The organism is Pseudomonas sp. PvP025, from assembly GCF_017832155.1.
In the GTDB taxonomy this organism is placed as follows: Bacteria; Pseudomonadota; Gammaproteobacteria; order Pseudomonadales; family Pseudomonadaceae; genus Aquipseudomonas.
In genome coordinates this window covers 4715355-4740041 of record NZ_JAFIBJ010000001.1, presented here as the reverse complement: position 1 = coordinate 4740041, position 24687 = coordinate 4715355, and the positions used below count along the sequence as shown (strand labels likewise).

Annotated in this window: 25 protein-coding genes; 14 read left to right on the top strand and 11 right to left on the bottom strand. The window is 63.7% G+C overall.

The genetic code is table 11. The features are described from left to right. Window positions 1–23 precede the first annotated feature (23 nt). The 6 genes from JOE32_RS20510 to JOE32_RS20485 all read left to right on the top strand — a co-directional run bounded on the left by JOE32_RS20510 (window position 24) and on the right by JOE32_RS20485 (window position 5989). Window positions 24–944 (top strand): LysR family transcriptional regulator, encoded by a 921-nt coding sequence (locus tag JOE32_RS20510; protein WP_209988184.1) that lies wholly within the window; start codon window positions 24–26, stop codon window positions 942–944. An 88-nt stretch (window positions 945–1032) separates the two neighbouring features. Then, window positions 1033–2427 (top strand): nucleobase:cation symporter-2 family protein, encoded by a 1395-nt coding sequence (locus JOE32_RS20505; RefSeq protein WP_209988181.1) that lies wholly within the window; start codon window positions 1033–1035, stop codon window positions 2425–2427. A gap of 87 nt (window positions 2428–2514) precedes the next feature. Beyond that, complete coding sequence (locus tag JOE32_RS20500; RefSeq protein WP_209988177.1) at window positions 2515–3174, top strand: TetR/AcrR family transcriptional regulator; 660 nt, start codon at window positions 2515–2517, stop codon at window positions 3172–3174. Between the two features lie 12 nt (window positions 3175–3186). Beyond that, window positions 3187–3768, top strand: a complete 582-nt coding sequence (locus JOE32_RS20495) for a YigZ family protein (protein WP_209988174.1) — start codon at window positions 3187–3189, stop codon at window positions 3766–3768. Window positions 3769–3822: 54 nt separating this feature from the next. Beyond that, the gene (locus JOE32_RS20490) at window positions 3823–4509 is read left to right on the top strand and encodes an SDR family oxidoreductase (protein ID WP_209988170.1); all 687 of its coding nucleotides are present in this window, start codon (window positions 3823–3825) and stop codon (window positions 4507–4509) included. A 121-nt stretch (window positions 4510–4630) separates the two neighbouring features. Further along, complete coding sequence (locus JOE32_RS20485; RefSeq protein ID WP_209988167.1) at window positions 4631–5989, top strand: 8-oxoguanine deaminase; 1359 nt, start codon at window positions 4631–4633, stop codon at window positions 5987–5989. 122 nt (window positions 5990–6111) lie between these two features. Here JOE32_RS20485 and JOE32_RS20480 read toward each other — a convergent pair whose 3' ends face one another. Next, entirely contained in the window at window positions 6112–7203 is a 1092-nt protein-coding gene (locus tag JOE32_RS20480) for a calcium:proton antiporter (protein ID WP_057009659.1), read from the bottom strand. 193 nt (window positions 7204–7396) lie between these two features. Between JOE32_RS20480 and JOE32_RS20475 the strand changes: the two genes are divergently transcribed. Beyond that, window positions 7397–8350 (top strand): adenosine deaminase, encoded by a 954-nt coding sequence (locus JOE32_RS20475; protein ID WP_209988165.1) that lies wholly within the window; start codon window positions 7397–7399, stop codon window positions 8348–8350. A 63-nt stretch (window positions 8351–8413) separates the two neighbouring features. On the opposite strand, the gene JOE32_RS20470 is transcribed toward JOE32_RS20475, so the two are convergent. The 3 genes from JOE32_RS20470 to JOE32_RS20460 form a co-directional block, all read right to left on the bottom strand. Next, on the bottom strand, window positions 8414–9784 hold the full coding sequence (locus tag JOE32_RS20470) for an MFS transporter (RefSeq protein ID WP_057009661.1): 1371 nt from the start codon (window positions 9782–9784) through the stop codon (window positions 8414–8416). 105 nt (window positions 9785–9889) lie between these two features. Next, complete coding sequence (locus JOE32_RS20465) at window positions 9890–10585, bottom strand: helix-turn-helix transcriptional regulator (RefSeq protein ID WP_209988162.1); 696 nt, start codon at window positions 10583–10585, stop codon at window positions 9890–9892. Window positions 10586–10737: 152 nt separating this feature from the next. Further along, window positions 10738–11649 carry a LysR family transcriptional regulator gene (locus tag JOE32_RS20460; RefSeq protein WP_209988160.1) on the bottom strand — a complete coding sequence of 304 codons (912 nt, stop codon included), beginning with the start codon at window positions 11647–11649 and terminating at the stop codon, window positions 10738–10740. A 117-nt stretch (window positions 11650–11766) separates the two neighbouring features. Here JOE32_RS20460 and JOE32_RS20455 point away from each other — a divergent pair, with 117 nt between their 5' ends. Together JOE32_RS20455 and JOE32_RS20450 are read left to right on the top strand one after the other, a co-directional pair. Further along, window positions 11767–12060 (top strand): putative quinol monooxygenase, encoded by a 294-nt coding sequence (locus JOE32_RS20455; protein WP_209988158.1) that lies wholly within the window; start codon window positions 11767–11769, stop codon window positions 12058–12060. Between the two features lie 37 nt (window positions 12061–12097). Next, window positions 12098–13111, top strand: coding sequence for a zinc-binding alcohol dehydrogenase family protein (locus tag JOE32_RS20450; protein WP_209988155.1), 1014 nt, complete (start codon window positions 12098–12100; stop codon window positions 13109–13111). 4 nt (window positions 13112–13115) lie between these two features. Here JOE32_RS20450 and JOE32_RS20445 read toward each other — a convergent pair whose 3' ends face one another. Beyond that, window positions 13116–14309, bottom strand: coding sequence for a multidrug effflux MFS transporter (locus tag JOE32_RS20445; RefSeq protein ID WP_209988152.1), 1194 nt, complete (start codon window positions 14307–14309; stop codon window positions 13116–13118). Window positions 14310–14513: 204 nt separating this feature from the next. Between JOE32_RS20445 and JOE32_RS20440 the strand changes: the two genes are divergently transcribed. The 3 genes from JOE32_RS20440 to cueR all read left to right on the top strand — a co-directional run bounded on the left by JOE32_RS20440 (window position 14514) and on the right by cueR (window position 17557). Next, a complete protein-coding gene (locus tag JOE32_RS20440; protein ID WP_003233137.1) occupies window positions 14514–14894 on the top strand; it encodes a hypothetical protein in 381 nt (126 codons plus the stop codon). Window positions 14895–14966: 72 nt separating this feature from the next. Beyond that, entirely contained in the window at window positions 14967–17159 is a 2193-nt protein-coding gene (locus JOE32_RS20435; protein WP_209988149.1) for a heavy metal translocating P-type ATPase, read from the top strand. After that, the gene (gene cueR / locus JOE32_RS20430; RefSeq protein WP_209988146.1) at window positions 17156–17557 is read left to right on the top strand and encodes a Cu(I)-responsive transcriptional regulator; all 402 of its coding nucleotides are present in this window, start codon (window positions 17156–17158) and stop codon (window positions 17555–17557) included. The genes JOE32_RS20435 and cueR overlap by 4 nt, the downstream gene beginning before the upstream one ends. 80 nt (window positions 17558–17637) lie before the next feature. On the opposite strand, the gene JOE32_RS20425 is transcribed toward cueR, so the two are convergent. Next, window positions 17638–18537, bottom strand: a complete 900-nt coding sequence (locus JOE32_RS20425; RefSeq protein ID WP_057009670.1) for a PA4780 family RIO1-like protein kinase — start codon at window positions 18535–18537, stop codon at window positions 17638–17640. 134 nt (window positions 18538–18671) lie between these two features. Next, window positions 18672–19949 (bottom strand): acetyl-CoA C-acetyltransferase, encoded by a 1278-nt coding sequence (locus JOE32_RS20420; protein WP_209988142.1) that lies wholly within the window; start codon window positions 19947–19949, stop codon window positions 18672–18674. 105 nt (window positions 19950–20054) lie between these two features. Here JOE32_RS20420 and JOE32_RS20415 point away from each other — a divergent pair, with 105 nt between their 5' ends. Continuing rightward, complete coding sequence (locus JOE32_RS20415; RefSeq protein ID WP_209988139.1) at window positions 20055–21398, top strand: 3-oxoacyl-ACP reductase; 1344 nt, start codon at window positions 20055–20057, stop codon at window positions 21396–21398. A gap of 2 nt (window positions 21399–21400) precedes the next feature. Continuing rightward, window positions 21401–22249, top strand: coding sequence for a MaoC/PaaZ C-terminal domain-containing protein (locus JOE32_RS20410; RefSeq protein ID WP_209988136.1), 849 nt, complete (start codon window positions 21401–21403; stop codon window positions 22247–22249). A gap of 63 nt (window positions 22250–22312) precedes the next feature. Here the strand turns inward: JOE32_RS20410 and JOE32_RS20405 are convergent, their stop codons facing one another. Genes JOE32_RS20405 through JOE32_RS20390 form a run of 4 tightly spaced genes read right to left on the bottom strand, consistent with a single transcriptional unit; the run spans window position 22313 to window position 24589 of the window. Beyond that, window positions 22313–22870, bottom strand: coding sequence for a DUF4136 domain-containing protein (locus JOE32_RS20405; RefSeq protein ID WP_209988133.1), 558 nt, complete (start codon window positions 22868–22870; stop codon window positions 22313–22315). Window positions 22871–22893: 23 nt separating this feature from the next. Next, window positions 22894–23514, bottom strand: coding sequence for a DUF4136 domain-containing protein (locus JOE32_RS20400; RefSeq protein WP_209988130.1), 621 nt, complete (start codon window positions 23512–23514; stop codon window positions 22894–22896). Between the two features lie 24 nt (window positions 23515–23538). Beyond that, window positions 23539–24288: a methyltransferase domain-containing protein gene (locus JOE32_RS20395; protein WP_209988128.1), complete on the bottom strand. Its 750-nt coding sequence runs from the start codon at window positions 24286–24288 to the stop codon at window positions 23539–23541. Further along, window positions 24281–24589, bottom strand: a complete 309-nt coding sequence (locus tag JOE32_RS20390) for a MazG-like family protein (RefSeq protein WP_003233158.1) — start codon at window positions 24587–24589, stop codon at window positions 24281–24283. Before JOE32_RS20390 ends, JOE32_RS20395 begins: the two co-directional genes overlap by 8 nt. Window positions 24590–24687: the final 98 nt, after the last annotated feature.

Here is a 24687-nt window from a genome sequence, read left to right as displayed (position 1 = left end):
TTCAGTCGGGCCTTCACTAAACTATGAGCAGTCGCAGGCCAGATCCCCTCGCTCAAGTCAGCGACTTCGATATCCGCCTGCTGCGCATCTTTCGCAGCGTGGTCGAATGTGGCGGTTTTTCGGCGGCGGAGACCGTACTCGGCATTGGCCGCTCGGCCATCAGCCAGCAAATGAGCGACCTGGAGCAACGCCTCGGGCTGAGACTCTGCCAACGTGGACGCGCCGGGTTCTCGCTGACCGAAGAAGGTCGCGAGGTCTACCAATCCGCCCTGCAACTGTTGAGCGCGCTGGAAAGTTTTCGCACCGAGGTCAACGGACTGCACCAGCACCTGCGCGGCGAGTTGATCATCGGCCTCACCGACAACCTGGTCACCCTGCCCCACATGCGCATTACCCACGCCCTGGCGCAATTGAAAGAACGCGGCCCGGACGTGCAGATCCAGATCCGCATGATCGCCCCGAACGAAGTGGAACAAGGCGTACTCGACGGCCGCCTGCATGTCGGCGTCGTACCCCAGGCCAGTGCATTGTCCGGCCTTGAATACCAGCCGCTGTACAGCGAACGCTCACTGCTCTATTGCGCGGTCGGCCACCCGCTGTTCTACGCCGACGACAAACAGCTGGACGATGCCCGCATCGACAGCCAGGACGCCATCGCGCCCACCTTCCGTCTGCCCGCCGAGATCCAGGCGCACTACCAGGCCCTGCGCTGCACGGCCAGCGCCTCCGACCGTGAAGGCATGGCGTTCCTGATCCTCACCGGGCGCTATATCGGTTATTTGCCCGACCACTACGCCAGCCTGTGGGTGCAACAAGGCCGACTGCGCGCGCTGAAATCGGCTACACGTTTTTACGATTTGAGCCTGGCATCGGTCACGCGCAAAGGCCGTCGCCCTCATTTGGTGCTGGAAAGCTTTCTCGAAAGCCTCGCCGCAACCCGCTGACTCGGGTCTCAAGCAAAAAGCTGAGCAACTGGACAGTTTTTTGCAAGGACGCAACTACCTTGAACCGTCCGCCTTGAGTTGACCCACCATGCCCCCAGAATCCTTGAGCCCCAGCGACCTGATCTACGGCCTCGACGACCGCCCGAAACCCGCACCGGCTATGCTCGCCGCCCTGCAACATGTGCTGGCCGCCTTCGTCGGCATCATCACCCCGCCACTGATCATCGGTTCCACGCTGGGTCTCAGCGCCTACTTGCCCTACCTGATCAGCATGGCATTGATGGTTTCCGGCGCAGGCACGTTCATCCAGGCGCGCAGGCCGTTTGGTATCGGAGCCGGCATGATCTGCCTGCAAGGCACCAGCTTTGCGTTTCTCGGCGCAGTGCTGTCGGCGGGTTTTCTGGTGAAGCAACGCGGCGGCAGCCCGGAGGACATCATGGCGATGATCTTCGGTGTGTGTTTCTTCGGTGCCGCGGTGCAGATCGTGCTCAGCCGCTTCATCGGCCAACTGCGTCGGGTGATCACCCCGCTGGTGACCGGCATCGTGATCACGTTGATCGGCATCAGCCTGATCAAGGTCGGCATCACCGACCTGGGCGGCGGCTTCAACGCGCCCGACTTCGGCGCGCCCACCAATTTGGCGCTCGGCCTGTTCGTGGTGCTCACCATCATCCTGCTCAACCGCTCCGCTACGCCGTGGGTGCGCCTCTCGGCCATCATCATCGGCCTGGCCCTGGGCAGCCTGGCCGCCTGGTTCAGCGGCAAACTCGTCCCCCAGGCGCTGCCGGACTTGCCCTGGGTCAGCGTGCCGACCCCGTTTCGCTTCGGATTCAACTTCGACTGGAGCGCCTTCCTGCCAATCGCGCTGATTTATCTGATCAGCAGCATCGAAACCGTGGGCGACCTCACCGCCAACTGCATGATCGCCCGCCAACCCATCAGCGGCCCTTCCTATATAAGCCGACTCAAAGGCGGCGTACTGGGCGACGGCGTGAGCTGCATGATCGCCGCCACCTTCAGCGCCTTTCCCAACACCACCTTTGCGCAAAACAACGGCGTGATCCAACTCACCGGTGTGGCCAGCCGTTACGTCGGCTTATATATAGGCGTGCTGCTGTTTTGCCTCGGATTGTTTCCGCTGATTGGCGCCGTGCTGCAGCAAATCCCCAAACCGGTGCTGGGCGGCGCGACCCTGGTGATGTTCGGCAGCGTGGCCGCCGCCGGCGTGCGCATCCTCGCCCAGGCCCCGCTGGACCGGCGCAGCATGCTGATCATCGCCACCTCGTTCGGCGTCGGCCTGGGCATCGCCGCCCAGCCCAATCTGCTGCACCTGATGCCCACCCTGGTGCAGAACCTGTTCGACTCGGCCATCACCAGCGGCGGCTTGACCGCTATCGTGCTGTGCCTGCTGTTGCCCGAAGCCAAGGCGAGCCCGGTTGGCGCAAACCCGGCAACCGAAAGCGACACCCTGGAACCGCTTTGACGGTTTTATTGCATCAGGACTTGTCTGAGGCTTGAGGGTGGGTTATCTGTGCACACGTCGTCTCTATCGATCAGCACGGAAACCTCCATGAGCCTCGAAGTTCCTGCCCACAGCAACCACGCCGGTAAACCTGCCAGCCGCATTCGGCAAAAGAACGAACAAGCGATTCTGCGGGCTGCTGAAGATGAGTTCGCGCGCCATGGCTACAAAGGCACGAGCATGAACACCATCGCGGCCAGTGCCGGACTGCCCAAAGCCAACCTGCATTACTACTTCACCAACAAGCTGGGCCTGTATATCGCAGTGCTCAGCAATATCCTCGAACTGTGGGACAGCACCTTCAACGCGCTGACCGCCGAGGACGACCCCGCCGTGGCGCTCAGTCGTTACATCCGCACCAAGATGGAGTTCTCTCGGCGCCAGCCCCAGGCCTCGCGGATCTTCGCGATGGAGATCATCAGCGGCGGCGAATGCCTCACCGAATATTTCAGCCAGGACTACCGCGCCTGGTTCAGCGGCCGTGCGGCGGTGTTCCAGGCCTGGATCGACGCCGGCAAAATGGACCCGATCGACCCCGTGCACCTGATCTTCCTGCTGTGGGGCAGCACCCAGCACTACGCCGACTTCGCTACCCAGATCTGCCGCGTCACCGGTCGCACCCGGCTGACCAAGCAGGACATGGAAGAGGCCGGCACCAACCTGATCCACATCATTCTCAAAGGCTGTGGCATCAAGCCAGCCCAATAAACGAAGCGACTTATGCCTTACACGCTGACCGGCCTTTGCGAATTTCGCGAAGAAATACGCAAAAGCCGCTTTATTACCCTGGCCGCGCCGATCACCACTGCGCAGGACGCTCAGGCGTTTATCGAGCACCACAGTGACCTCAACGCCACCCACAACTGCTGGGCCTGGAAACTGGCCGACCAATACCGCAGCAACGACGACGGCGAACCCGGTGGCACCGCCGGGCGCCCGATACTCGCTGCCATCGAGGCGCAAGGGTTCGATCAGGTCGCGGTGCTGGTGATCCGCTGGTACGGCGGCATTCAACTGGGCACCGGCGGGCTGGCCCGCGCCTATGGCGGCGGCGCCAACAAGTGCCTGCAAACGGCCGAACGCATCGAGCTGATCAGCCGTGTGGCGCTGAGTTGCGCCTGCGGCTTCTCCGAACTGAACCTGGTCAAGCTGCGCGTGGCCGAACTGGACGGGCTGATCGTGGAAGAAAATTTCACCGCCAACGGTGTCGAGCTGCAACTGGCCCTGGGCGAAGCGCACATCGACACCCTGCAGACCCAACTGGCCGATCTGAGCCGTGGCCGTATCCTGCTGCAACGCTGAACCTGCTACTGTTGCCCACTGCACCCTGAACCGCTACTGCAAAGGAAGCTTTTCATGTCTACGCAAAAAACCGCACTGATCATCGGCGCCTCGCGCGGCCTGGGCCTTGGCCTGGTCAAGCAATTGCTGCAGGACGGCTGGGACGTCACCGCCACCGTGCGCGACCCGAGCAAGGCCGATGCCCTGAAGGCCGTCGGCCCGGTACAGATCGAAAAACTGGACATGGACGATCAACAAGCCGTAATCGCCCTGAGCCAGCGTCTCAAGGACCGCACCTTCGACCTGCTGTTCGTCAACGCCGGCGTCAAGGGCCCGGACAACCAGGAACCGGGCCACGCTACCCTGGCGCAGGTCGGCCAGCTGTTTTTTACCAACGCCGTGGCGCCGATCAACCTGGCCCAGCGCTTTGTCGGGCAAATCCGCAAGGACAGCGGTGTGCTGGCGTTCATGAGTTCGGTGCTGGGCAGCGTGACCATCCCCGACGGTTCGGATATGGCGCTGTACAAAGCCAGCAAGGCCGCGCTCAACTCCATGACCAACAGTTTCGTCACCCAACTGGGCGGAAAAAAACTCACCGTACTGTCGTTGCATCCGGGTTGGGTGAAGACCGACATGGGCGGTGAGAACGCGCACATCGATGTCGACACCAGCGTGCGCGGCCTGGTGGACCAGGTAAATGCCTACACCGGCAAAGGCGGTCATCACTTCGTGGACTACAAGGGCGACACCATCGCCTGGTAATCTTCCCGCCTGGAGCGAGCTTGCTCGCTCCAGCACCTCGCCCTCCACGGCGACCCTGGATCAGCAGACAGGGCAACACTGAGCTGGCAAACCTGAACCCATCATTCAGAGGAGCCGGCCAATGCCTGCGACCCGTATCTGGTTAAAAACCCCCCTCGCGATATTCACCGCCAATGGCCTCGATGCCCGTGGCGGCCTGGTGCTGCAAGACGGTGTGATCAGCGAAGTACTGGCCCACGGCCAGGCGCCCGCACATCCCTGCACACAGGTGTTCGACGCCCGCGAGCACGTGACCCTGCCGGGCCTGATCAACACCCATCACCACTTCTACCAGACCCTGACCCGCGCCTGGGCACCGGTGGTCAACCAGCCGTTGTTCCCCTGGCTGAAAACCCTCTACCCGGTGTGGGCGCGGCTGACGCCGCAAAAGCTCGCGCTGGCATCCAAGGTCGCCCTCGCCGAATTGCTGCTCTCCGGCTGTACCACCGCCGCCGATCACCATTACCTGTTTCCCGACGGCCTGGAGCACGCGATTGACGTGCAAGTGCAAAGCGTGCGCGAACTGGGCATGCGCGCCATGCTCACTCGCGGTTCCATGAGCCTGGGCGAAGCCGACGGCGGCCTGCCGCCGCAACAGACCGTGCAACAAGGCCAGGTGATTCTCGACGACAGCCAGCGCCTGATCCGCGACTACCACGAACGCGGCGACGGCGCGCAGATCCAGATTGCCCTGGCGCCCTGCTCACCGTTCTCCGTCACCCGCGAAATCATGCAAGCCAGCGCCGAGTTGGCCAGTCAACTCGATGTACGCCTGCACACGCACCTGGCGGAAACCCTCGACGAAGAAGATTTCTGCCTGCAACGCTTCGGCCTGCGCACCGTGGATTACCTCGACAGCGTCGGCTGGCTTGGCCCGCGCACCTGGCTGGCCCATGGCATTCACTTCAACCCGGATGAAATCGCACGCCTGGGCGCGGCCGGCACCGGTATCTGCCATTGCCCCAGCTCGAACATGCGCCTGGCGTCCGGCATCTGCCCCACCCTCGACCTGCTCGCCGCTGGCGCGCCGATTGGCCTTGGCGTGGACGGCTCGGCGTCCAACGATGCGTCGAACATGATCCTCGAGACGCGCCAGGCGTTGTATATCCAGCGCCTGCGCTACGGCGCCGAAAAAATCACCCCCGAAGGTGTGCTTGGTTGGGCGACCAAAGGCTCGGCGCAGTTATTGGGACGTACGGATATCGGCGAATTGGCCGTAGGCAAACAGGCAGACCTGGCGCTGTTCAAACTTGATGAACTGCGCTTTTCCGGCAGCCATGACCCGATTTCGGCGCTGCTGCTGTGCGGTGCCGACCGGGCCGATCGGGTGATGGTGGGCGGCAAGTGGCGCGTCATCGACGGTCAGATCGAAGGCCTCGACCTCAAGGGCCTGATCGCCGATCACACCCAGGCCGCGCGGCAATTGATCGCCGGGACCTGAGCCAGACACTGTTCAAAATGTGGGAGGGGACTTGCTCCCGATAGCAGTGGATCAGTCAGCTTATCTGTAGCTGACACACCGCCATCGGGAGCAAGCCCCCTCCCACATTCGTTATGCGGTGCTTAAAGTCCGAGCAGCGACAACATGATGAACGTCGCAAACAGCACAAAGTGCGTCATCCCTTCGATGGCATTGGTTTCGCCATCGTTGAGGTTGATCGCACTCACGATCAGCGTGATAAACACCATCACTGTCTGCACCGGGGTCATCGCCATCTGGAACGGCTGGCCGCTGTAGAGCGCCATGGCTTCCATCACCGGTACGGTCAGAATCACCGTCGACAACGAGGCACCCAGGGCAATGTTCACCACCGACTGCATGCGATTGGCCAGCGCCGCACGCAATGCGGTCAGGATCTCCGGCGCCGCGGAAATGGCCGCTACCACAATCGCCGTGATCACCGGCGGTGCGCCGGTGCCTTCCAGGCCCAGGTCGAGGGTCTTGGACATCACTTCGGCCAGCGCGCCAATCACGATCACACCGAACACCAGGGTGCCGATGGAAAACGCCAGGCTCACCGGCGCCTCATGTTCGGCTTCCGGCAGCTTCTTGCGGCGTTTTTCCGGGTAGCTGTAGCTGAAGAAATAACTGTGCGGCCCGACCTGCATGCGCAGGAACAAGGTGTAGAGCACCACCATCGCGCCGATGGTGAACGCCGAGTAAATCTTCCAGTCGGCCTGGGGAATAAATTCCGGCACCACCATCGACACGCCCATGGCGGTCAGGATCATCACGCTGTAGGTGCGCGCCGAATCATCGTTGTAGGACTGCTCACCGTGCTTGATGCCGCCCATCAGCGCGGCCAGGCCGAGGATGCCGTTGATGTCCAGCATCACCGCCGAGTAAATGGTGTCGCGCACCAAGGTGGGCGAAGGTTCGTTGCTCATCATGATGGCCAGGATCACCACTTCCACCAGCACGGCGGCCAGCGTCAGGATCATGGTGCCGTAGGGGTCGCCGACCTTCTCCGCCAATTGCTCGGCATGGTGGGCGACGCGCATCGAGGCCATGACGATAAAGCCGATCAACACCACGCCCGCCACCAGCGCCACGACCTGCCCGCTGTGCAGCATCCAGTGCTCCAGCGGGTAGGCGGCGATGGCGGCAATCAGCGCCAGCAGCATGAATTTTTCTTGCTTGAGTGAGGTAAGCATTACGGGCCTTCTGGTAGGGCAAATCAGTCATTGATGGGGTACAGACTGCATCGCGCCGCTAACGTTTCGTTACACCTTAATTCAAGTCGCCCTTGCGCGAATAATAGGAATACTCTCCTGCCGGTCAGGTTTTGCCGATTATTTCTGCCATGGCCTGTAGAATGCCGCCATTGCACCTGATGAGAATTTGACTATGTACGATTGGCTCAACGCCCTGCCCAAGGCCGAATTGCACCTGCACCTGGAGGGCTCGCTGGAGCCTGAGCTGCTGTTCGCCCTGGCCGAACGCAACAAGATTGCGTTGCCGTGGAACGACGTCGACGCCCTGCGCAAGGCCTACGCTTTCAACAACCTGCAAGAGTTTCTCGACCTGTATTACAAGGGCGCCGATGTGCTGCGCACCTCCCAGGACTTCTACGACCTGACCTGGGCCTACCTGCTGCGCTGCAAGGCCCAGAACGTGATCCACACCGAACCGTTCTTCGACCCGCAAACCCATACCGACCGTGGCATTCCCTTTGAAGTGGTGCTCAACGGCATCGCCGCCGCACTCAAGGACGGCGAGCAGCAACTGGGCATCACCAGCGGCCTGATCCTCAGCTTCCTGCGCCACCTGAGCGAAGCCGAAGCCGAAAAAACCCTCGACCAGGCGCTGCCGTTCCGTGACGCATTCGTGGCCGTAGGCCTGGACAGTTCGGAAATGGGTCATCCGCCGAGCAAGTTCCAGCGCGTGTTCGACCGCGCCCGTGGCGAAGGCTTCCTCACCGTGGCCCACGCCGGCGAAGAAGGCCCGCCCGAGTACATCTGGGAAGCCATCGACCTGTTGAAAATCCAGCGCATCGACCATGGCGTGCGCGCCATCGAAGACGAGCGCCTGATGCAGCGCATCATCGACGAACAGATCCCGCTGACCGTGTGCCCGTTGTCCAACACCAAGCTCTGCGTATTCGACGACATGGCCCAGCACAACATCCTCGACATGCTCGAGCGCGGTGTGAAAGTGACGGTGAACTCCGATGACCCGGCGTACTTCGGCGGTTATGTCACCGAGAACTTCCATGCGCTGTACACCAGCCTGGGCATGACCCAGGACCAGGCCAAACGCCTGGCGCAGAACAGCCTGGATGCGCGGTTGATCAAGCCATAACTTAATCAATAAAACCAAATGTGGGAGGGGCTTGCCCCTCCCACATTTGGTTTGCAGTGTTCTTCATGCTTCGGTGAGTTCTTCCAGGGTCTTGCCCTTCGTCTCCATTCCGAACACCCACACCACCAGTGCCGCCACGGCAAAGCACAGCGCGCCGAGGGCAAACACCCCGCCTTGCCCGGTTATCGGGAATACCAGCCCGGTCACCAACGGCCCGAGCAGCGAGCCGACCCGGCCTATGGCCGAGGCAAATCCGGAGCCTGTCGCACGCGCCGACGTGGGGTAAAGCTCCGGCGTGTAGGTGTACAGCACCGCCCACATGCCAAACAGGAAGAACTGCATCAGCAGCCCCGAGGTGATCAGCAGGCCGACGTTGCCGCCAAACACCGCGCTTTGTCCGTAGAGAAACGCCATCACCCCGCCGCCGAGCAGCGTCACCACGCACACCGGTTTGCGCCCCCAGCGCTCCACCAGCCAGGCCGCCATCAGGAAGCCGGGAATTCCGCCCAGGGAAATGATCACCGTGTAATACACCGACTGTGTCACCGCAAACCCCGACTGTTGCAGCAGCGCGCTCAGCCACGAGGTCAACCCGTAGAACCCGAGCAGGGCAAAGAACCACACGCTCCAGATCATCATCGTGCGCTGACGGTACTGCGCCGACCACAGCTGGTGGAACGCAGAGAAGAACGTGCCCGGCGCACTCTCAACCCGTGGTAATGCAATCGGTTCGGGCAAGTCCGCGCGGCCCAGCGAATCGCGCACCTTCTGCTCGATCCCCAGCAGCACCTTGTCCGCCGCCGCATGCCGCCCGGCCTGCTCCAGCCAGCGCGGCGATTCCGGGATAAAGAAGCGGATCGCCAGGACAAACACCGCCGGCACCGCCAGCACCAGGAAGATGTCGCGCCAGCCAATCACCGGCAACAGGAAGTAAGACAGCACCCCGGCAGCCACAAAACCCAGCGGCCAGAAGCCGTCCATCAAGGCGATGTAGCGCCCGCGCCGCTTGGCGGGAATCAGCTCCGACAGCATCGACTGGGCAATCGGAAACTCCATGCCCATGCCGATGCCCAGCAGCACACGGAACAAGGTCAGCGCCTCCACCGTCTGCGCCGTGGAACACAGGTAGCTGGCCAGGCCCCACAGCACGATGCTCCACTGGAACACTGGCTTGCGGCCGAAGCGGTCCGCCAGCATGCCGGACAGGGACGCGCCCACCACCATGCCAAAAAAACTCGAGCTGGCGAGCAACCCGGCCTGGGCCGTGCTCAGGCCAAACTCGGTTTTGATCGAGCCCAACAGAAAGGTCATCATCGCCAGGTCCATGGAGTCGAAGAAAAACGCCAGGGCGATGATGATAAAGATGACGCGGTGATAGCCGCTCAAAGGTAACCGTTCCAGCCGTTCCGCTGCGCTATAGCCTTGCCTGCCCATGCTGCACCCCACCGTGTGAAATTCCCCTCGGCGAGTGTGCGGCATCGTATTGGCGGGCTATTGCTGGATGCGACCTGACTGAAACCCTGAACGACGCCAACCGTCTCAGGCCTGGGCCGGTTCGGCCAGGCGGGCGATTTCCAGCAGCCCCATGGGGCTTACCAACAGGCCGCGCGACTCATGCGTGGCGCGGATCCAGTTCGACTGCAAAAACAGTTGCATCAGCCCCGCCCCCAACGCGCCGCCCAGGTGCGGTTGCTGCTGACTCCAATCGAAACAATCGCACACCAGCGGCGTGCTCAGCGCCTGGGTGAAAATCCCCAGGCCGGCCAGTTGCTGCGCGCCCTTGGGCGTGACTTCGACGCGCTGCTCACAGCGCTCGATCCACCCCGCCGCTATCATCCGTTGGTACAACTGCGCCGCCAGTTCACCGCCCAGATGGCCGTGACACAAACGCGCGTGGCGTAACAGCGCCGGCGCTGCCAACGACACGGGCGCCACCTGGGGTGAACAACGCGCGGCACTGGCCATGGTGGTGCTGGCCAGGGCGTCGATGGCCAGGCTGACGTCGGCGGCGGCAACGCGGAATAGGCGCCGGCCACGCCGCACCTCGACCCGCAGCAGGCCGCTGCCGGTCAGTCGCGCCAGGTGCGCATTGGCCGAGGTCGACGACACGCCCGCCAGCGTCGCCAATTCCTCCGACGACCTCGCCGAACCGTCCATCAATGCCCAGAGCATGGCGGTGCGCTTGGGCTCGGCCAGCAAGCTGGCAATACGACTGATGCATGGTGCCTGTTCCATCTATCCACTCCCTGTTGACGCATTTTTCTGATGCGGTTGCCGCCAGAGTACAGGCACCCAAAGTGCCGGTTCCATGGGGTCTTACAGTATGGATAGGGACATAAGCTGAGTGAAATTTCCGACATTGATGGAAGGTTTTACGTCGCACGCATTCATCCGGGCATTTGCGCCGTCAATGTCGCACAGCGGGACACGAGCATTTCCCGCAGCAGGTTGATGGGCTTGCTCAATTGCGCACGGTGTGTGCACAGCAGATTGAGGGGCGTGCCCTCGCCGCGCAGCGCCGGCAGGATCAGGCGCAGGCGCCCGGTCAGCACCTCGGCGCTCACATCCAGCCAGGACTTGTAGGCAATGCCCATGCCCGCCACTGCCCAGCGCCGCACCACATCGGCGTCGTCACTGAAGCGATCGCCCGTAACCGTCAGGCCGACCTTGCGCTTGCCGTCGTGAAAGCCCCATTGATCGTGCACGCGGGTGCCGAGCATATACAGCAGGCAATTGTGCTGGGCCAGTTGCTCCAGATGCTGCGGCTCGCCATGCCGCGCGAGATAGCTGGGCGCGGCGCAAAGCACGCGGATATTGTCCGGCGCAACAGGCAGCGCGACCAGGCTGGAATCCTCGGGCTCGCCATAACGCAGGGCAATGTCCACCGGCTGGCGAAACAGGTCGGCAATACGGTCGCCCAGCAGCAGACGGATATTCAGTTGCGGGTGCTCGCGCTGGAACTCATCCAGCCACGGCAACAGCAGGTTGCGGCCGAAATCCGAAGGCGCCGACAGTTGCAGCACACCGCTGACGTGGTCCTGGCCGCTGGCCAGATGACGCCGTCCGTCCTCCAGCGCACCCAACGCGGTGCGCGCGTAGTCCAGAAAGCCCTCACCCTCGGCCGTCAGGCGCAGGCTGCGGGTGGAACGCGCCAGCAAGCGCGCGCCCAGTTGCTGCTCGATGCGCTTGAGGGCGGCACTCGCCACTGCCGGTGACAGGTCCATCACCCGCGCCGCCGCCGACAGACTGCCCAGGTCCGCGGCGCGTACAAACAGCTGCAAATCATCAAAACGCAGCATCAAACCCACCCATTATCAAAATTATATTGAAACAGACCTCTGTTTTAGCGGCTTTTATCCGCCCTGCAAATAGCCAATCATCTGTGCATCCCGCTCATCACGTATCTGGAGTCGACCATGTCCACCGCCTTTAACGTCATTGCCACGCTGATCGCCAAGCCCGACCAGCAGGACACCCTGGAAAAACTCCTGCGCGAGCTGTTGGAGCCCACCCGCCTTGAAGCCGGTTGCGAGCAATACGACCTGCACCAGGACCTGCAACACCCGCAGACCTTCTACATGCTCGAACGCTGGAGCGACGACGCCGCCCTGGCCGACCACAACCAGAGCGCACATATCCAGAGCTTTCGCGCCAAGGCCGCCGATGTGATCGAACATTTCGAACTCAAGCGCCTGACATTGCTCGCCTGATCACCGCACCTTCCCATCACCCTTTTGCGGAGCCCCCATGAAAGCCATCGCCTATTACGCTTCACTGCCGATCAACGATCCAAAATCCCTGCAGGACATCGAACTGCCCGAACCCGTCGCCGGCCCGCGCGACCTGCTGGTGGAAGTCAAAGCCATCTCGGTCAACCCGGTCGATACCAAGATCCGCCAGAACGTCACCCCGCAGGACGGCGCCGCCAAGGTGCTGGGCTGGGACGTGGCGGGCGTGGTCAAGGCGGTCGGCAGCGACGTGACGCTGTTCAAGCCCGGTGACAAGGTGTTCTACGCCGGCTCCCTGGTGCGCCCGGGCGGCAACAGCGAGCTGCACACCGTCGACGAACGCATCGTCGGGCACATGCCCAAACGCCTGAGTTTCGCCGAAGCGGCCGCCCTGCCCCTGACCGCCATCACCGCCTGGGAACTGCTGTTCGAGCGCCTGCAGGTGCGTGAAGGTCAAACAGATGAAGGCCAGAGCCTGCTGATCGTCGGCGCCGCCGGGGGCGTGGGCTCGATCCTCACCCAACTGGCCAGCCGACTTACCGCACTGAAAGTGATCGGCACCGCCTCGCGCCCGGAAACCCAGGCCTGGGCCAAAGACCTCGGCGCCCACCTGGTGATCGATCATAGCCAACCGCTGAGCCAGGCCCTGCAACAGGCCGGCCACCCGCAGGTGACCCACGTCGCCAGCCTGACCCAGACCGAGCATCACCTGGAGCAACTGGTGGAAGCGCTGCAACCCCAGGGCAAACTGGCGCTGATCGACGACCCCAAGGCGCTGGACGTGAGCACGCTCAAGCGCAAGAGCCTGTCGCTGCACTGGGAGTTCATGTACACCCGCTCGATGTTCGAAACACCGGACATGATCGAGCAACACAACCTGCTCAACCGCGTCGCCGACCTGATCGACGACGGCACCCTGAAAACCACACTGGGCGAGCACTTCGGCGTGATCAACGCCGACAACCTGCGCCGCGCCCACGCGTTGCTCGAAAGCGGCAAGGCCAAGGGCAAGATCGTGCTCGAAGGGTTCTGATCGGTCAGACCTGCGCCTGCTCGGCCCGCGCCCGTTGCAGGCGCTGGGTCGACACGGCAATGGTCACCGCGAGTACACCGCACAGGCTGATGACCATCGCCATCGGCAGCGCGGTGCCATCGTGCAACACCCCCACCAATGACGCGGCCCCCGCCGCCACGCCGAACTGAATGCACCCCAGCAACGCCGAAGCACTGCCGGCCCGGGCGCCCTGCCCGGTCATGGCACAGGCCGAGGTGTTCGGCAAAATACAGCCCAGGCTGGCGATGCAGATAAACAGCGGCACCAGCAACGGCCACAGCGCCTCGGTGCGCAACGCGGCGATGCCCAACAGCGTCAGCGCCGCCAACGCATACAACCATACGGTACGCGACAGCAGGAACGCCGGCCCACGCTTGGCCAGCAGCCGCGCATTCACCTGCGCCATCAGGATAAAGCCCGCCGCATTGGAGCCGAACAGCCAGCCGTAGTGCTCGGGCGCCACGCCATAGAGCTTGATGAAGACGAAAGGCGAACCGGCGATGTAGGCAAACATCCCGGCAATCGAGATACCGCCGGTCAGCGCGTAACCGAGGTAGACACGGTCCGAGAGCAGCGCGGCGTAACGACGCAACGATCCGGACAACGGTTGGCGCGCTTGATGGGCCGGGAAGGTTTCCGGCAACCCCACCGCCACCGCGATGGCGGCCAGTGCGCTGAACAGCGACAACGCCAGAAAGATCGACTGCCAGCCCCACAAGCCGACCATGACCCCGCCCGCCAACGGCGCCAGGATCGGCGCCAGGCCGGTCACCAGCATCAGTTGCGAATACACCTTGGCCGAGCCTATGGCATCGCACTTGTCACTGACCACCGCGCGGGAAATCACCATGCCCGCGCACCCGCCCAGGGCCTGCACGAAGCGCGCGCCAATCAGCCATTCCAGAGACGGCGCATACGCGCAGGCGCAAGACGCGAGGGTAAACAGAATAACGCCGCTGAGCAGCGGCACCCGGCGCCCGAAGCGGTCGGCCAGCGGGCCGTAGATCAATTGACCAATGGCCAGGCCTGCGAAATACACCGCCAGGGTCAGCTGGATATGCTTTTCATCGGTGGCAAACGCCGTGGCCATCGCCGGAAAGCCCGGCAGGTAAAAATCGATCGACAACGGCGCGAAGGCGCTCAAGGCGCCCAGGATCAGGATTATGCGAAGGTTCATCAGACACCCAAGTGAGTCGGCAGCCCGATAGTCTAGCTGCGGGTGGGTTTCTTGGATAGAACGATAGCTCGCTAACTATTGAAGTTCAGATGCCCCTGTCGCCTTCTTCCCATCAAGTTCCAGCAACATCGGCCGGGCTGGTATTTGCACGCGCGGTCGGCCAAGCTGCACCTCTCTTTGCATCTGAACCACGGAGCATTCGCCATGCGCTGGTCGTATTTCGCCGTTGCCGGCCTGCTGAGCCTGTCTACCGCTGCGCCCCTGGCCAGTGCCGCACAGGATTACGCAGTGCTGATCATTTCCCGTGAACGCCTGGAAGTGCCGACCACCTGCGAAATCGGCCTCTACATCCAGGACCAACTGGCCGGCCGCCTGTTCCAGGAAGAGTCCACCTCGTTCAACCTGCCGCCGGGCGACGTGTCGCTGCGCCTCAAGCTGCTGCCGGGCCAGACCCCGGGTTGCCTGCCGGGCCTGCTTGCGCCGCCCGCGCAGAACATCACGCTCAAGGCCGGCGACATACGCAAGTTGCGTATTGCCCAGGGGCCGGACGGCATGTACCTCAAGGCGGCCGAACTCGATTACTGAAACATCAACCTTGACCTTCCCCACAGGTCAAGGTTGATGCTTGGGGGCAACTTCCCTTGGAGGACTTGCCCCATGAACCGATCCACCACCTTCGACCTGCCCATCAGCGGCATGAGTTGCGCCAGTTGTGCCGGCCGGGTCGAACGCGCGCTGGGCCAGGTGCCGGGGGTGCACAGCGTCAGCGTCAACCTGGCCAACGAACGCGCCCATGTCCAAGTAGTCGGCCCAATGGACCCTGGCGTATTGATCGCCGCCATCGACAAGGCCGGCTACACCGCCACCCTGCCCCAATCCGACATTGATACTCAGGCCGACCAGGCCCGGCGCCTGCACCGCGAGCGTTGGGCGTTGCTGCTGGCGATTGCGCTGGCGTTGCCCCTGGTGCTGCCGATGCTGGTGCAACCCTTCGGCCTGCACTGGATGCTCCCGGCCTGGGCACAGTTCGCCCTGGCCACGCCGGTGCAGTTCATCCTCGGCGCGCGTTTTTACAGCGCCGCCTGGAAGGCCGTGCGGGCCGGCAGCGGCAACATGGACCTGCTGGTGGCCATTGGCACCAGCGCCGCGTATGGCCTAAGCATTCATCAGTGGCTGAGCGCCACCGCGCCGCACTTGTATTTCGAAGCATCTGCGGTGGTGATCGCCCTGGTGCTGCTCGGCAAACACCTGGAAAGCCGCGCCAAGCGCCAGACTGCCAGCGCCATCCGTGCCCTGGAGGCGCTGCGCCCGGAGCGGGCGGTGCGCGTGCGGGACGGGCGTGAAGAAAGCGTCGCCATCCACCAGCTCAAGCGCCACGACCTGGTCATGGTCAAACCCGGGGAGCGCTTCCCGGTGGACGGTGAAGTGGTGGACGGCCACAGCCACGCCGACGAAGCACTGATCAGCGGCGAAAGCCTGCCGGTGCCCAAACAGCCGGGCGACCCGGTTACCGGCGGCGCCATCAACGGCGAAGGCCGCCTGCTGGTGCGCACCCTGGCCATTGGCGCAGAAAGCGTGCTGGCGCGGATCATTCGCCTGATGGAAGACGCCCAGGCGGCGAAGGCCCCCATCCAGAAACAGGTGGATAAAGTCAGCCAGGTGTTCGTCCCGGCGGTGCTGACGCTGGCGTTGGTCACCCTGGTGGGCTGGTGGCTGTACGGCGCGCCGCTGGAAACCGCGATCATCAATGCGGTCGCCGTGCTGGTGATCGCCTGCCCCTGCGCCCTGGGGTTGGCCACGCCCACCGCGATCATGGCCGGCACCGGCGTCGCCGCGCATCACGGCATTCTGATCAAGGACGCCGAAGCGCTCGAGCGCGCCCATGCCGTAAGCACTGTGGTGTTCGACAAGACCGGCACCCTCACCAGCGGCGCGCCAACCATCGCGCACCTGGTGGCGGTGGTGGGCAACGCGTCACAGCTGCTGCAACAGGCCGGCGCGTTGCAACGTGGCAGCCAGCACCCGTTGGCCAGGGCGGTACTGGATGCCTGCAACGAACAGGGACTGCCCGTCGCCGACGCGAGTGCCAGCCAATCCCTCACCGGACGCGGCATGACCGGCACCGTTGACGGTCGGCAACTGGCGTTGGGCAACACGCGCATGCTGCAGGAACACGGCTTGAGCGCAGGCGAACTGGCAACCCGCGCCAGCGCTTGGGAAGCCGAAGGCCGCACCCTGTCCTGGCTGATCGAGCAAGGTGCGCAACCGCGCGTGCTCGGGCTGTTCGCCTTTGGCGATACGCTCAAGCCCGGCGCGCTGGCGGCGGTGCAGGCGCTCAAGGCGCAACACATCGGCTGCCACTTGCTCACCGGCGACAATCGCGGCAGCGCGCAGGCCGTGGCTCAGGCGCTGGGCATCGAGGACGTGTACGCACAGGTGCTGCCCGGCGAGAAAGCCGCCATCATCGCGCAACTGAAAAAAACCGGCGTAGTGGCCATGATCGGCGACGGCATCAACGACGCCCCGGCCCTGGCCGCTGCCGATATCGGCATTGCCATGGGCGGTGGCACCGATGTGGCCATGCACGCCGCCGGTATCACCCTGATGCGCGGCGACCCGCGCCTGGTGCCGGCGGCGCTGCAAATCTGCCGCAAAACCTGTGCAAAAATCCGCCAGAACCTGTTCTGGGCCTTTGTGTTTAACGTGATCGGCATTCCGCTGGCGGCATTCGGCCTGCTCAACCCGGTGATTGCCGGCGCGGCGATGGCCTTGTCCAGCGTCAGCGTGGTGAGCAATGCGCTACTGTTGAACACCTGGAAACCGCAGCACCTGGAGGACAAACACCCATGAACATCGGCCAAGCCGCTCGCCACAGTGGCCTGAGCGCAAAGATGATTCGCTACTACGAAGCCATCGGCCTGCTCGAAGCCGCCCAGCGCACCGACAGTGGTTACCGCGTATACGGCGCGCAGGACCTGCACACCCTGGCGTTCATCAAACGCTCGCGGGACCTTGGGTTTTCATTGGAAGAGGTCAGCAAGTTGCTGACCCTGTGGCAGGACCGGCAACGCGCCAGCGCCGATGTAAAGGCACTGGCGCGTCAGCATATCGAGGCGTTGAACCAGAAGATTCTGGAGCTTGGGCAACTGCGCGACACCCTGCAGGACCTGATGGATCACTGCCAGGGCGACCACAGGCCGGACTGCCCGATCCTCAAGGAATTGGCGTCCGGAAGCTGTTGCGCCTGAAGATCTTAATGACACACCACGAACCAATGTGGGAGGGGGCTTGCTCCCTCCCACATTTTTAATCTTCATTTATCTGAAGATCACTGCATCCAGGGCGGCGGCGGTGGCTCGTCGGATCCCTTGCTCGGTGGCGCATCATCCGCCGCCCGAATCGCCTGCTTGCGCGCTTCATCCAGCCGCGCCGCTTCGATCTCGCGGATCACACCGCCCACGTCCGCCAGCTCTTCCGGCTCGTCGAACTCACCGGTCAATACGCTGGCCGGGTGCAAGGTGCCGGCTTCGTACAACGCCCACATTTCCTTGGCGTATTTGGTCGCCTTCAACTCCGGGGCAAAGCGCCCGAAGTAGGACGCCATGTTGCCTACATCGCGCTCGAGCATGCTGAACGCGTGGTTGTTGCCCGCCGCATCCACTGCCTGGGGCAGGTCGATGATCACCGGGCCCGTCGGCGTGAGCAGTACGTTGAACTCGGACAGGTCACCGTGCACCAGGCCGGTACACAGCATCAGTACGATCTGGGAGATCAGGAAGGCGTGGTATTCGCGCGCCTGATCCGGGTCCAGGGTCACGTCGTTCAGACGCGGCGCCGCATCACCATATTCATCGGCCACCAGTTCCATCAACAGCACGCCTTCGAGGAAGTCGTACGGCTTGGGCACGCGAACGCCCGCACCGGCCAGACGGAACAATGCCGCCACTTCCGCGTTCTGCCAGGCGTCTTCGGTTTCTTTCTTGCCGAACTTGGAGCCCTTGGCCATGGCCCGGGCCTGGCGGCTGTTGCGGACCTTGCGGCCCTCCTGGTATTCGGACGCCTGACGAAAACTTCGTTTATTCGCCTCCTTGTAAACCTTGGCGCAACGCAATTCGTTGCCGCAGCGCACCACATAAACAGCTGCTTCTTTACCACTCATCAGAGGGCGCAGCACTTCGTCGACCAGACCGTCTTCGATCAGGGGTTCAATGCGTTTAGGAGTCTTCATCAGCTTTTATTGTGGGTCCTTTATTACCAAATACGCGTATGGCACTCGTTATACGGCAATCGGCGCGCCGGTGGGAGAGGCGACCGACCTTTGACCACCCAAGAATGCATCCTGTGTGCCAATTTCACTGCCCATCAGCGTTCAATGATGGCAGTCACCCCCTGCCCACCTGCGGCGCAGATCGAAATCAAGCCGCGCCCCTTGCCCGCCGCGTCGAGCAACTTGGCCAGGTTGGCGACGATCCGCCCACCGGTGGCCGCAAACGGGTGCCCGGCGGCCAGGGAGCTGCCCTTGACGTTCAGCCGGCTGCGGTCGATAGCCCCCAGCGGCGCGTCCAGCCCCAGGTGCGTCCGGCAATAGTCGGCGTCTTCCCAGGCCTTGAGCGTGCACAGCACCTGGGCGGCGAACGCTTCGTGGATTTCGTAGTAATCAAAGTCCTGCAGCGTCAGACCATTCCTCGCCAACAGGCGCGGCACCGCGTACACCGGCGCCATCAAGAGGCCTTCGGCGCCGTTGACGAAATCCACCGCCGCCGCTTCGCCGTCGCGCAGGTACGCCAGAATCGGCAAGCCGCGCTCACGGGCCCAGGCTTCGCTGCCCAGCAACACCAGGGATGCACCATCGGTGAGCGGCGTGGAGTTGCCGGCGGTGAGCGTGCCTTTTTCACTGCGCTCGAAGGCAGGCTTGAGCGCGGCGAGTTTTTCCAGGGTCAGGTCGGGGCGCAGGTTGTTATCACGGGTGAGCCCCATAAACGGTGTGAGCAAATCGTTGTGCCAGCCTTCGGCATAGGCGGCGGCCATTTTGCGATGACTCTCAAGGGCCAGTTGGTCCTGCTCGGCGCGGGGGATCTGCCAGGTCTGCGCCATCAATTCACAGTGCTGGCCCATCGACATTTTGGTGCGCGGTTCGCCATTGCGCGGCAGCTCGGGCTTGAAGTGCTGCGGGCGAAGTTGTAACAGGACTTTTAATTTATCCGCCATGGACCTGGCGCGATTGGCCTGCAGCAGGATCTTGCGCAGCCCTTCATTCACGCCAATCGGCGCGTCCGAGGTGGTGTCGACGCCGCCGGCAATACCGCACTCGATCTGGCCCAGAGCGATCTTGTTGGCCACCAGCAACGCCGCCTCCAGCCCCGTGCCGCAGGCCTGCTGGATGTCATAGGCCGGCGTCTGCGGCGACAGCCGCGAGCCCAGCACGCACTCGCGGGTGAGGTTGAAGTCGCGCGAATGCTTGAGCACAGCGCCGGCAACCACTTCGCCAATGCGCTGGCCGTGCAGGTCGTAGCGTTCGATCAGGCCTTCCAGCGCAGCGGTCAGCATCGCCTGGTTGCTCGCCGTGGCGTAAGGGCCATTGGAGCGGGCGAACGGAATGCGGTTACCGCCAATGATCGCCACACGGCGCAATTGAGTCATAAGAAGCTCCCTCTGTCGGTTGCGGGCTGGATCACTGAGCCTAGTCGAACGACTGCTACCCTGGAATGGTCAACCTTTTGAACCCCAGCCTTCGGAGAGCGTTCCATGTCTGACCGTTATATCGACTTCGCCAACTCAAGCCTCGGCCATCGCCTGGTCGCCGCCATTGGCCTGCCGTCACCGGTGCGCCTGGAACGCTGGCAAGCCGGGCGCCTGCGCCCGGTGGAGGGTGCGCTGTTGCTGAGCGGCGGCGCGCTGGCCGACAAGGTGCAGGCGTTTGCCCACAAATTTACCGACGCCACTTACCGCTATGGCACCGAGGCCTCGACCTGGATTCCCGGCCACGGTCCCAAACTCAAGGCAGTGGTGTTCGACGCCAGCGGCTTGCAGCACACCGATCAGCTCAAGCAACTGCGCGAGTTCTTCCAGCCGCTGCTGAAGAACCTCGACCACAGCGCCCACCTGGTGATCCTCGGTCGCGCGCCGGAAAGCCTCGACGATCCGTTTGCCGCCAGCGACCAGCGCGCCCTCGAAGGGTTCAGTCGTTCCCTGGCCAAGGAGTTGCGCAGCGGCGGTGTGCTGCAGTTGCTGTATGTCGGCGCGGGGGCTGAAGACCAGTTGGAAGGTGCGCTGAGGTTTTTCCTCTCGCCCAAAAGCGCCTACATCTCTGGCCAGGTGCTGCGCCTGCAAGCCTGCGCAACGCCAGTGGAGGACTGGACGCGCCCACTGGCCGGGCGCAAGGCACTGGTCACCGGCGCCGCACGCGGGATTGGCGCCTCCATCGCCGAAACCCTGGCCCGCGATGGCGCCGAGGTGATCCTGCTGGACGTGCCCCAGGCCAAGGCCGACCTCGACGCCCTGGCCGCGCGCCTGAGCGCGCGCACCATCACCCTGGATATCTGCGCCGAAGACGCCGCCGCCCAACTGATCGAACACCTGCCCGACGGCCTCGACATCCTGGTGCACAACGCCGGCATCACCCGCGACAAGACCCTGGCCAACATGACCCCGGAATACTGGGACGCCGTGCTGGCGGTCAATCTCAATGCGCCGCAGGTGCTGACCAAGGCCCTGCTCGACAGCGGCACCCTGCACGACAACGCGCGCGTGGTGCTGCTGGCCTCCATCAGCGGCATCGCCGGCAACCGCGGGCAGACCAACTACGCCGCGAGCAAGGCCGGCCTGATCGGCCTGGCCCAGGCCTGGGCACCGCTGTTGCAACAACGAGGCATCAGCATCAATGCCGTGGCGCCGGGGTTTATCGAAACCCAGATGACCGCGCATATTCCGTTCGGCCTGCGTGAGGCCGGGCGACGCATGAGTTCACTGGGCCAGGGCGGCCTGCCCCAGGATGTCGCCGAAGCCGTGGCATGGCTTGGCCAGCCGGGGTCCGGCGCGGTCACCGGCCAGGCCCTGCGGGTCTGTGGGCAAAGTCTTCTGGGAGCGTAAGCATGGATTGGCAAACACTGGACAGCCCGCCGTTTCTTCCGCCGCTGTACTGGCGCGCGGCGCTCAAGCGCAAGATCAGCGGCAGCACGCTGCCCGACAAGGGCCTGCGCTGCCGGGTCAGCCTTGAGCCACGGCACGTGGCGGCGTATCGCAAGGTCTGCGGTTTTGCCGACGGGCCGATATTGCCGGCGACTTACCCGCATATCCTCGCGTTCGGCCTGCAGATGCAACTGCTCACCGACCGGCAGTTCCCGTTTCCCTTGCTGGGGCTGATCCACCTGAGTAATCGCATTCGCCTGCATCGGCCCCTGGGCAGTGTCAGCGAGCTGACCCTGGCGGTGCATGCCGAAAATCTCCAGCCCCACGCCAAGGGTGCCACTTTCGATCTGGTGACCACCGCCCACGATGCCCTCGGCCTGCTGTGGCAAGCCGAGAGCCGCATGCTGTGCCGAGGCGTCAAGCTCGACGGTGAAGCGCCGGATGACACGCGGCCTGCGCCCTTGGACGTCAGCGAACTGACCCGCTGGAAAGCTCCGGCCGACATAGGTCGACGCTATGCACGGGTGTCCGGCGACTACAACCCGATCCACCTGAGCGCGCTCACCGCCAAACTGTTCGGCTTCCCCCAGGCTATTGCCCATGGCTTGTGGAACAAGGCGCGCCTGCTTGCCGCGCTGGGAGAGCACTTGCCTGCGGCGAATGTGGAGATCGACGTGGCGTTCAAAAAGCCGGTGCGTCTGCCCGGCGAAGTGACGCTATCTGCCAGCGCACCGGGGGCCAGCGGTGAATTGCAGCTCAAAGGTGCGGGTGATATCGAACACATGGTCGGCACCTGGCGACCCATTGCTTGAATGTGGGAGGGGGCTTGCTCCCTCCCACATGAACCCCATTCACATACTGGAGCTGGGGTGTCTTTAACGGGGCGGGTAGCTGGAGAGGATTCGCGCCACCGTGGTGCGTATGGCTTTGTCGCGATCCTGCGGGTTGGGCGAGCTGGCCATCAGTTGCTCGTCGCTGCCGCGCCACACCAGCTTGCCGTCCTTGCCGTCGAGCAGATCGATCTGCAGGGTCGCCACCTTGTAGGTGAGGTTGCGCGTTTCGTTGTACATCGGCGCGCCCCAGTAGCCGTTCCACGGGTTGCCCCACGGGCCGCCGTAATTAGTGGTGACTTGTTGCTGGCGATCTTCGACGATCAGGTAGGCCTGCACACGCAGGTCGGCCCGCGCGCCTGGCGCGGCAGCGCGCAGGCCGCGCTGGTCCAGTTGCTCGCCCACGGCCTGGCGGATGCGCTGTTCGGTGAGGTCGCTCTTGATGCGCGGATCATCCGGGCTGTATTGCAGGGCCGGGTCTTTCCAGGCCCAGCTGCGGTAGGCGCCGAAGTCTCGGCTGGCGTCAAAATCGTGGTTGACCTGGCCGCTCTGGCAACCGCCCAGCAGCAGGACAACGGCAAGCACAGCGATACGTCCAAACATGGTGATTCTCCCAGACCCTAGCGTTAATGCGGAGGATACGCCGTCAGCGCCTTTTGCACCGCCTGGCGCAACGCATCGGCGCGCTCGCCCAGGCTGCCCGAGCTGCCGGTCTCCGCGCTGGCACTCCACACCGGCTGGCCGCTGCGCGCGTCGAACAGGTCGACCCGCACCACAACCACCTGCACTTCATAGGTGCGCACCAGCGGTGCCGAGTTGTACATGCCGTAGCGATTGCCATAGCGGTTGTAACCGCCGTAGCCGCCGCCGTAACCCCCGCCGTATTCATAATCATCGCGCACCTGCCGCAGGCGCCTTTCCGTGTGCACGTCGGCGCTGACCAACAGGTCCGGCGCACGGTTATCATGCAGCGGGCGCAAGCCACGCTGGTCCAGCGCACCGCTGACCGCCTCGGCAATCTGCGCCGAATCCGCCCAGGCACTGCCCGCCGGGAGCTGGCCGTTGCGCCAGGCCCAATTGCGGTAGGCGCCGTAGTCGCGCACGGGCGCCGGATACGCGCTGGCATCGAACACGTTGGCCGCCTGCGCAGGTGCCGGCGGCATCGGCGCCGAACTGGCCACGTAAGGGTTGGGGCTGGAACAGGCGCCCAACCCCAGGGATAACAGGATCAAACCGAGACGACGCATTTGGACCTCCGCACACTGGCGTGCTTAAACCGGACGGCACATCCAGTGCAAATAGCGCCCAAGTCCGGCAAAGGCTGGGTGACGACGATGAGCGAGCTCCATCTCGACCAGGTCCTGCAACTGGGCGCGGGCCTGGAATTCCACCGGCATGTAATCGTGAAACACTCTGACACCGCTTTGGCTTTCGACCTGCCACGCGCCGGCGAGTTGCGCCGCCAGTTCCCGTGGATCGAGGGGTTGCTGGGGGGTGAGGCTCTGCTTCTCACCGGCCATGTCATTGTTGCGCATCTTGCGAAAGTGGCCCTTGAGCAGGTTGCGGTAGATCAGCGCATCGCGATTGTAGAACGCCAGCGACAGCCAGCCACCCGGCACGGTCAACTGGTGCAGCACCGGCAGGATCGCGTGAGGTTCGGCCAGCCACTCCAGCACGGCGTGGCACAGCACCAGGTCGTAGCGCTCGGTGAGCTGGCCGGGCAGATCCTGCCAGGGCGCATGAATGAAGGTTGCGCTCTGCCCGGCCTCGGCGAAACGCTGGCGCGCGCCGTCGAGCATTGGCGCGGCGGGTTCGGCCAGCGTCACCGTGTGGCCGCGTTCGGCCAGCCACAGCGACATGTGGCCCAGCCCCGCGCCGATGTCCAGCACCCGCAATGGGCGCTGCGGCAAGGCCTCGGCGAGGTCGGCCTGGAGCACCGCCAGGCGGATGGCGCCTTTGGCGCCGCCGTAGATCTTCTCGGCGAAGCGCGTGGCCAATTGGTCGAAGTGGCGGTCACTCATGGGCAAACCGCCGTTCGCTGTCGGCCAGCTTGGCGCGCACCACCGCGTCCATGTCCAGGCCCAGTTCGCTGCACAGCAGCAGCAGGTACAACACGATATCGCCGACTTCCTGCCCGGCATGGGCGAGCTTTTCCGGCGGTAGCTGGCGCGACTGGTCTTCGCTGAGCCATTGGAAGATTTCCACCAGCTCGGCCATTTCCACACTGGCAGCCATGGCCAGGTTTTTCGGGCTGTGGAACTGCTTCCAGTCGTTGGTATCGCGGATGCGGTGCAGGCGTTCGGTGAGGTGTTCGAGGTTCATGCTGGGCTCCTGAAGGGGTATAGCTTCAGGGGGATGGGGCTTGAAGGCAAGTGAATAGCCTGCGCTGGCCTTCAGGACACTATCGGGAGCAAGCCCCC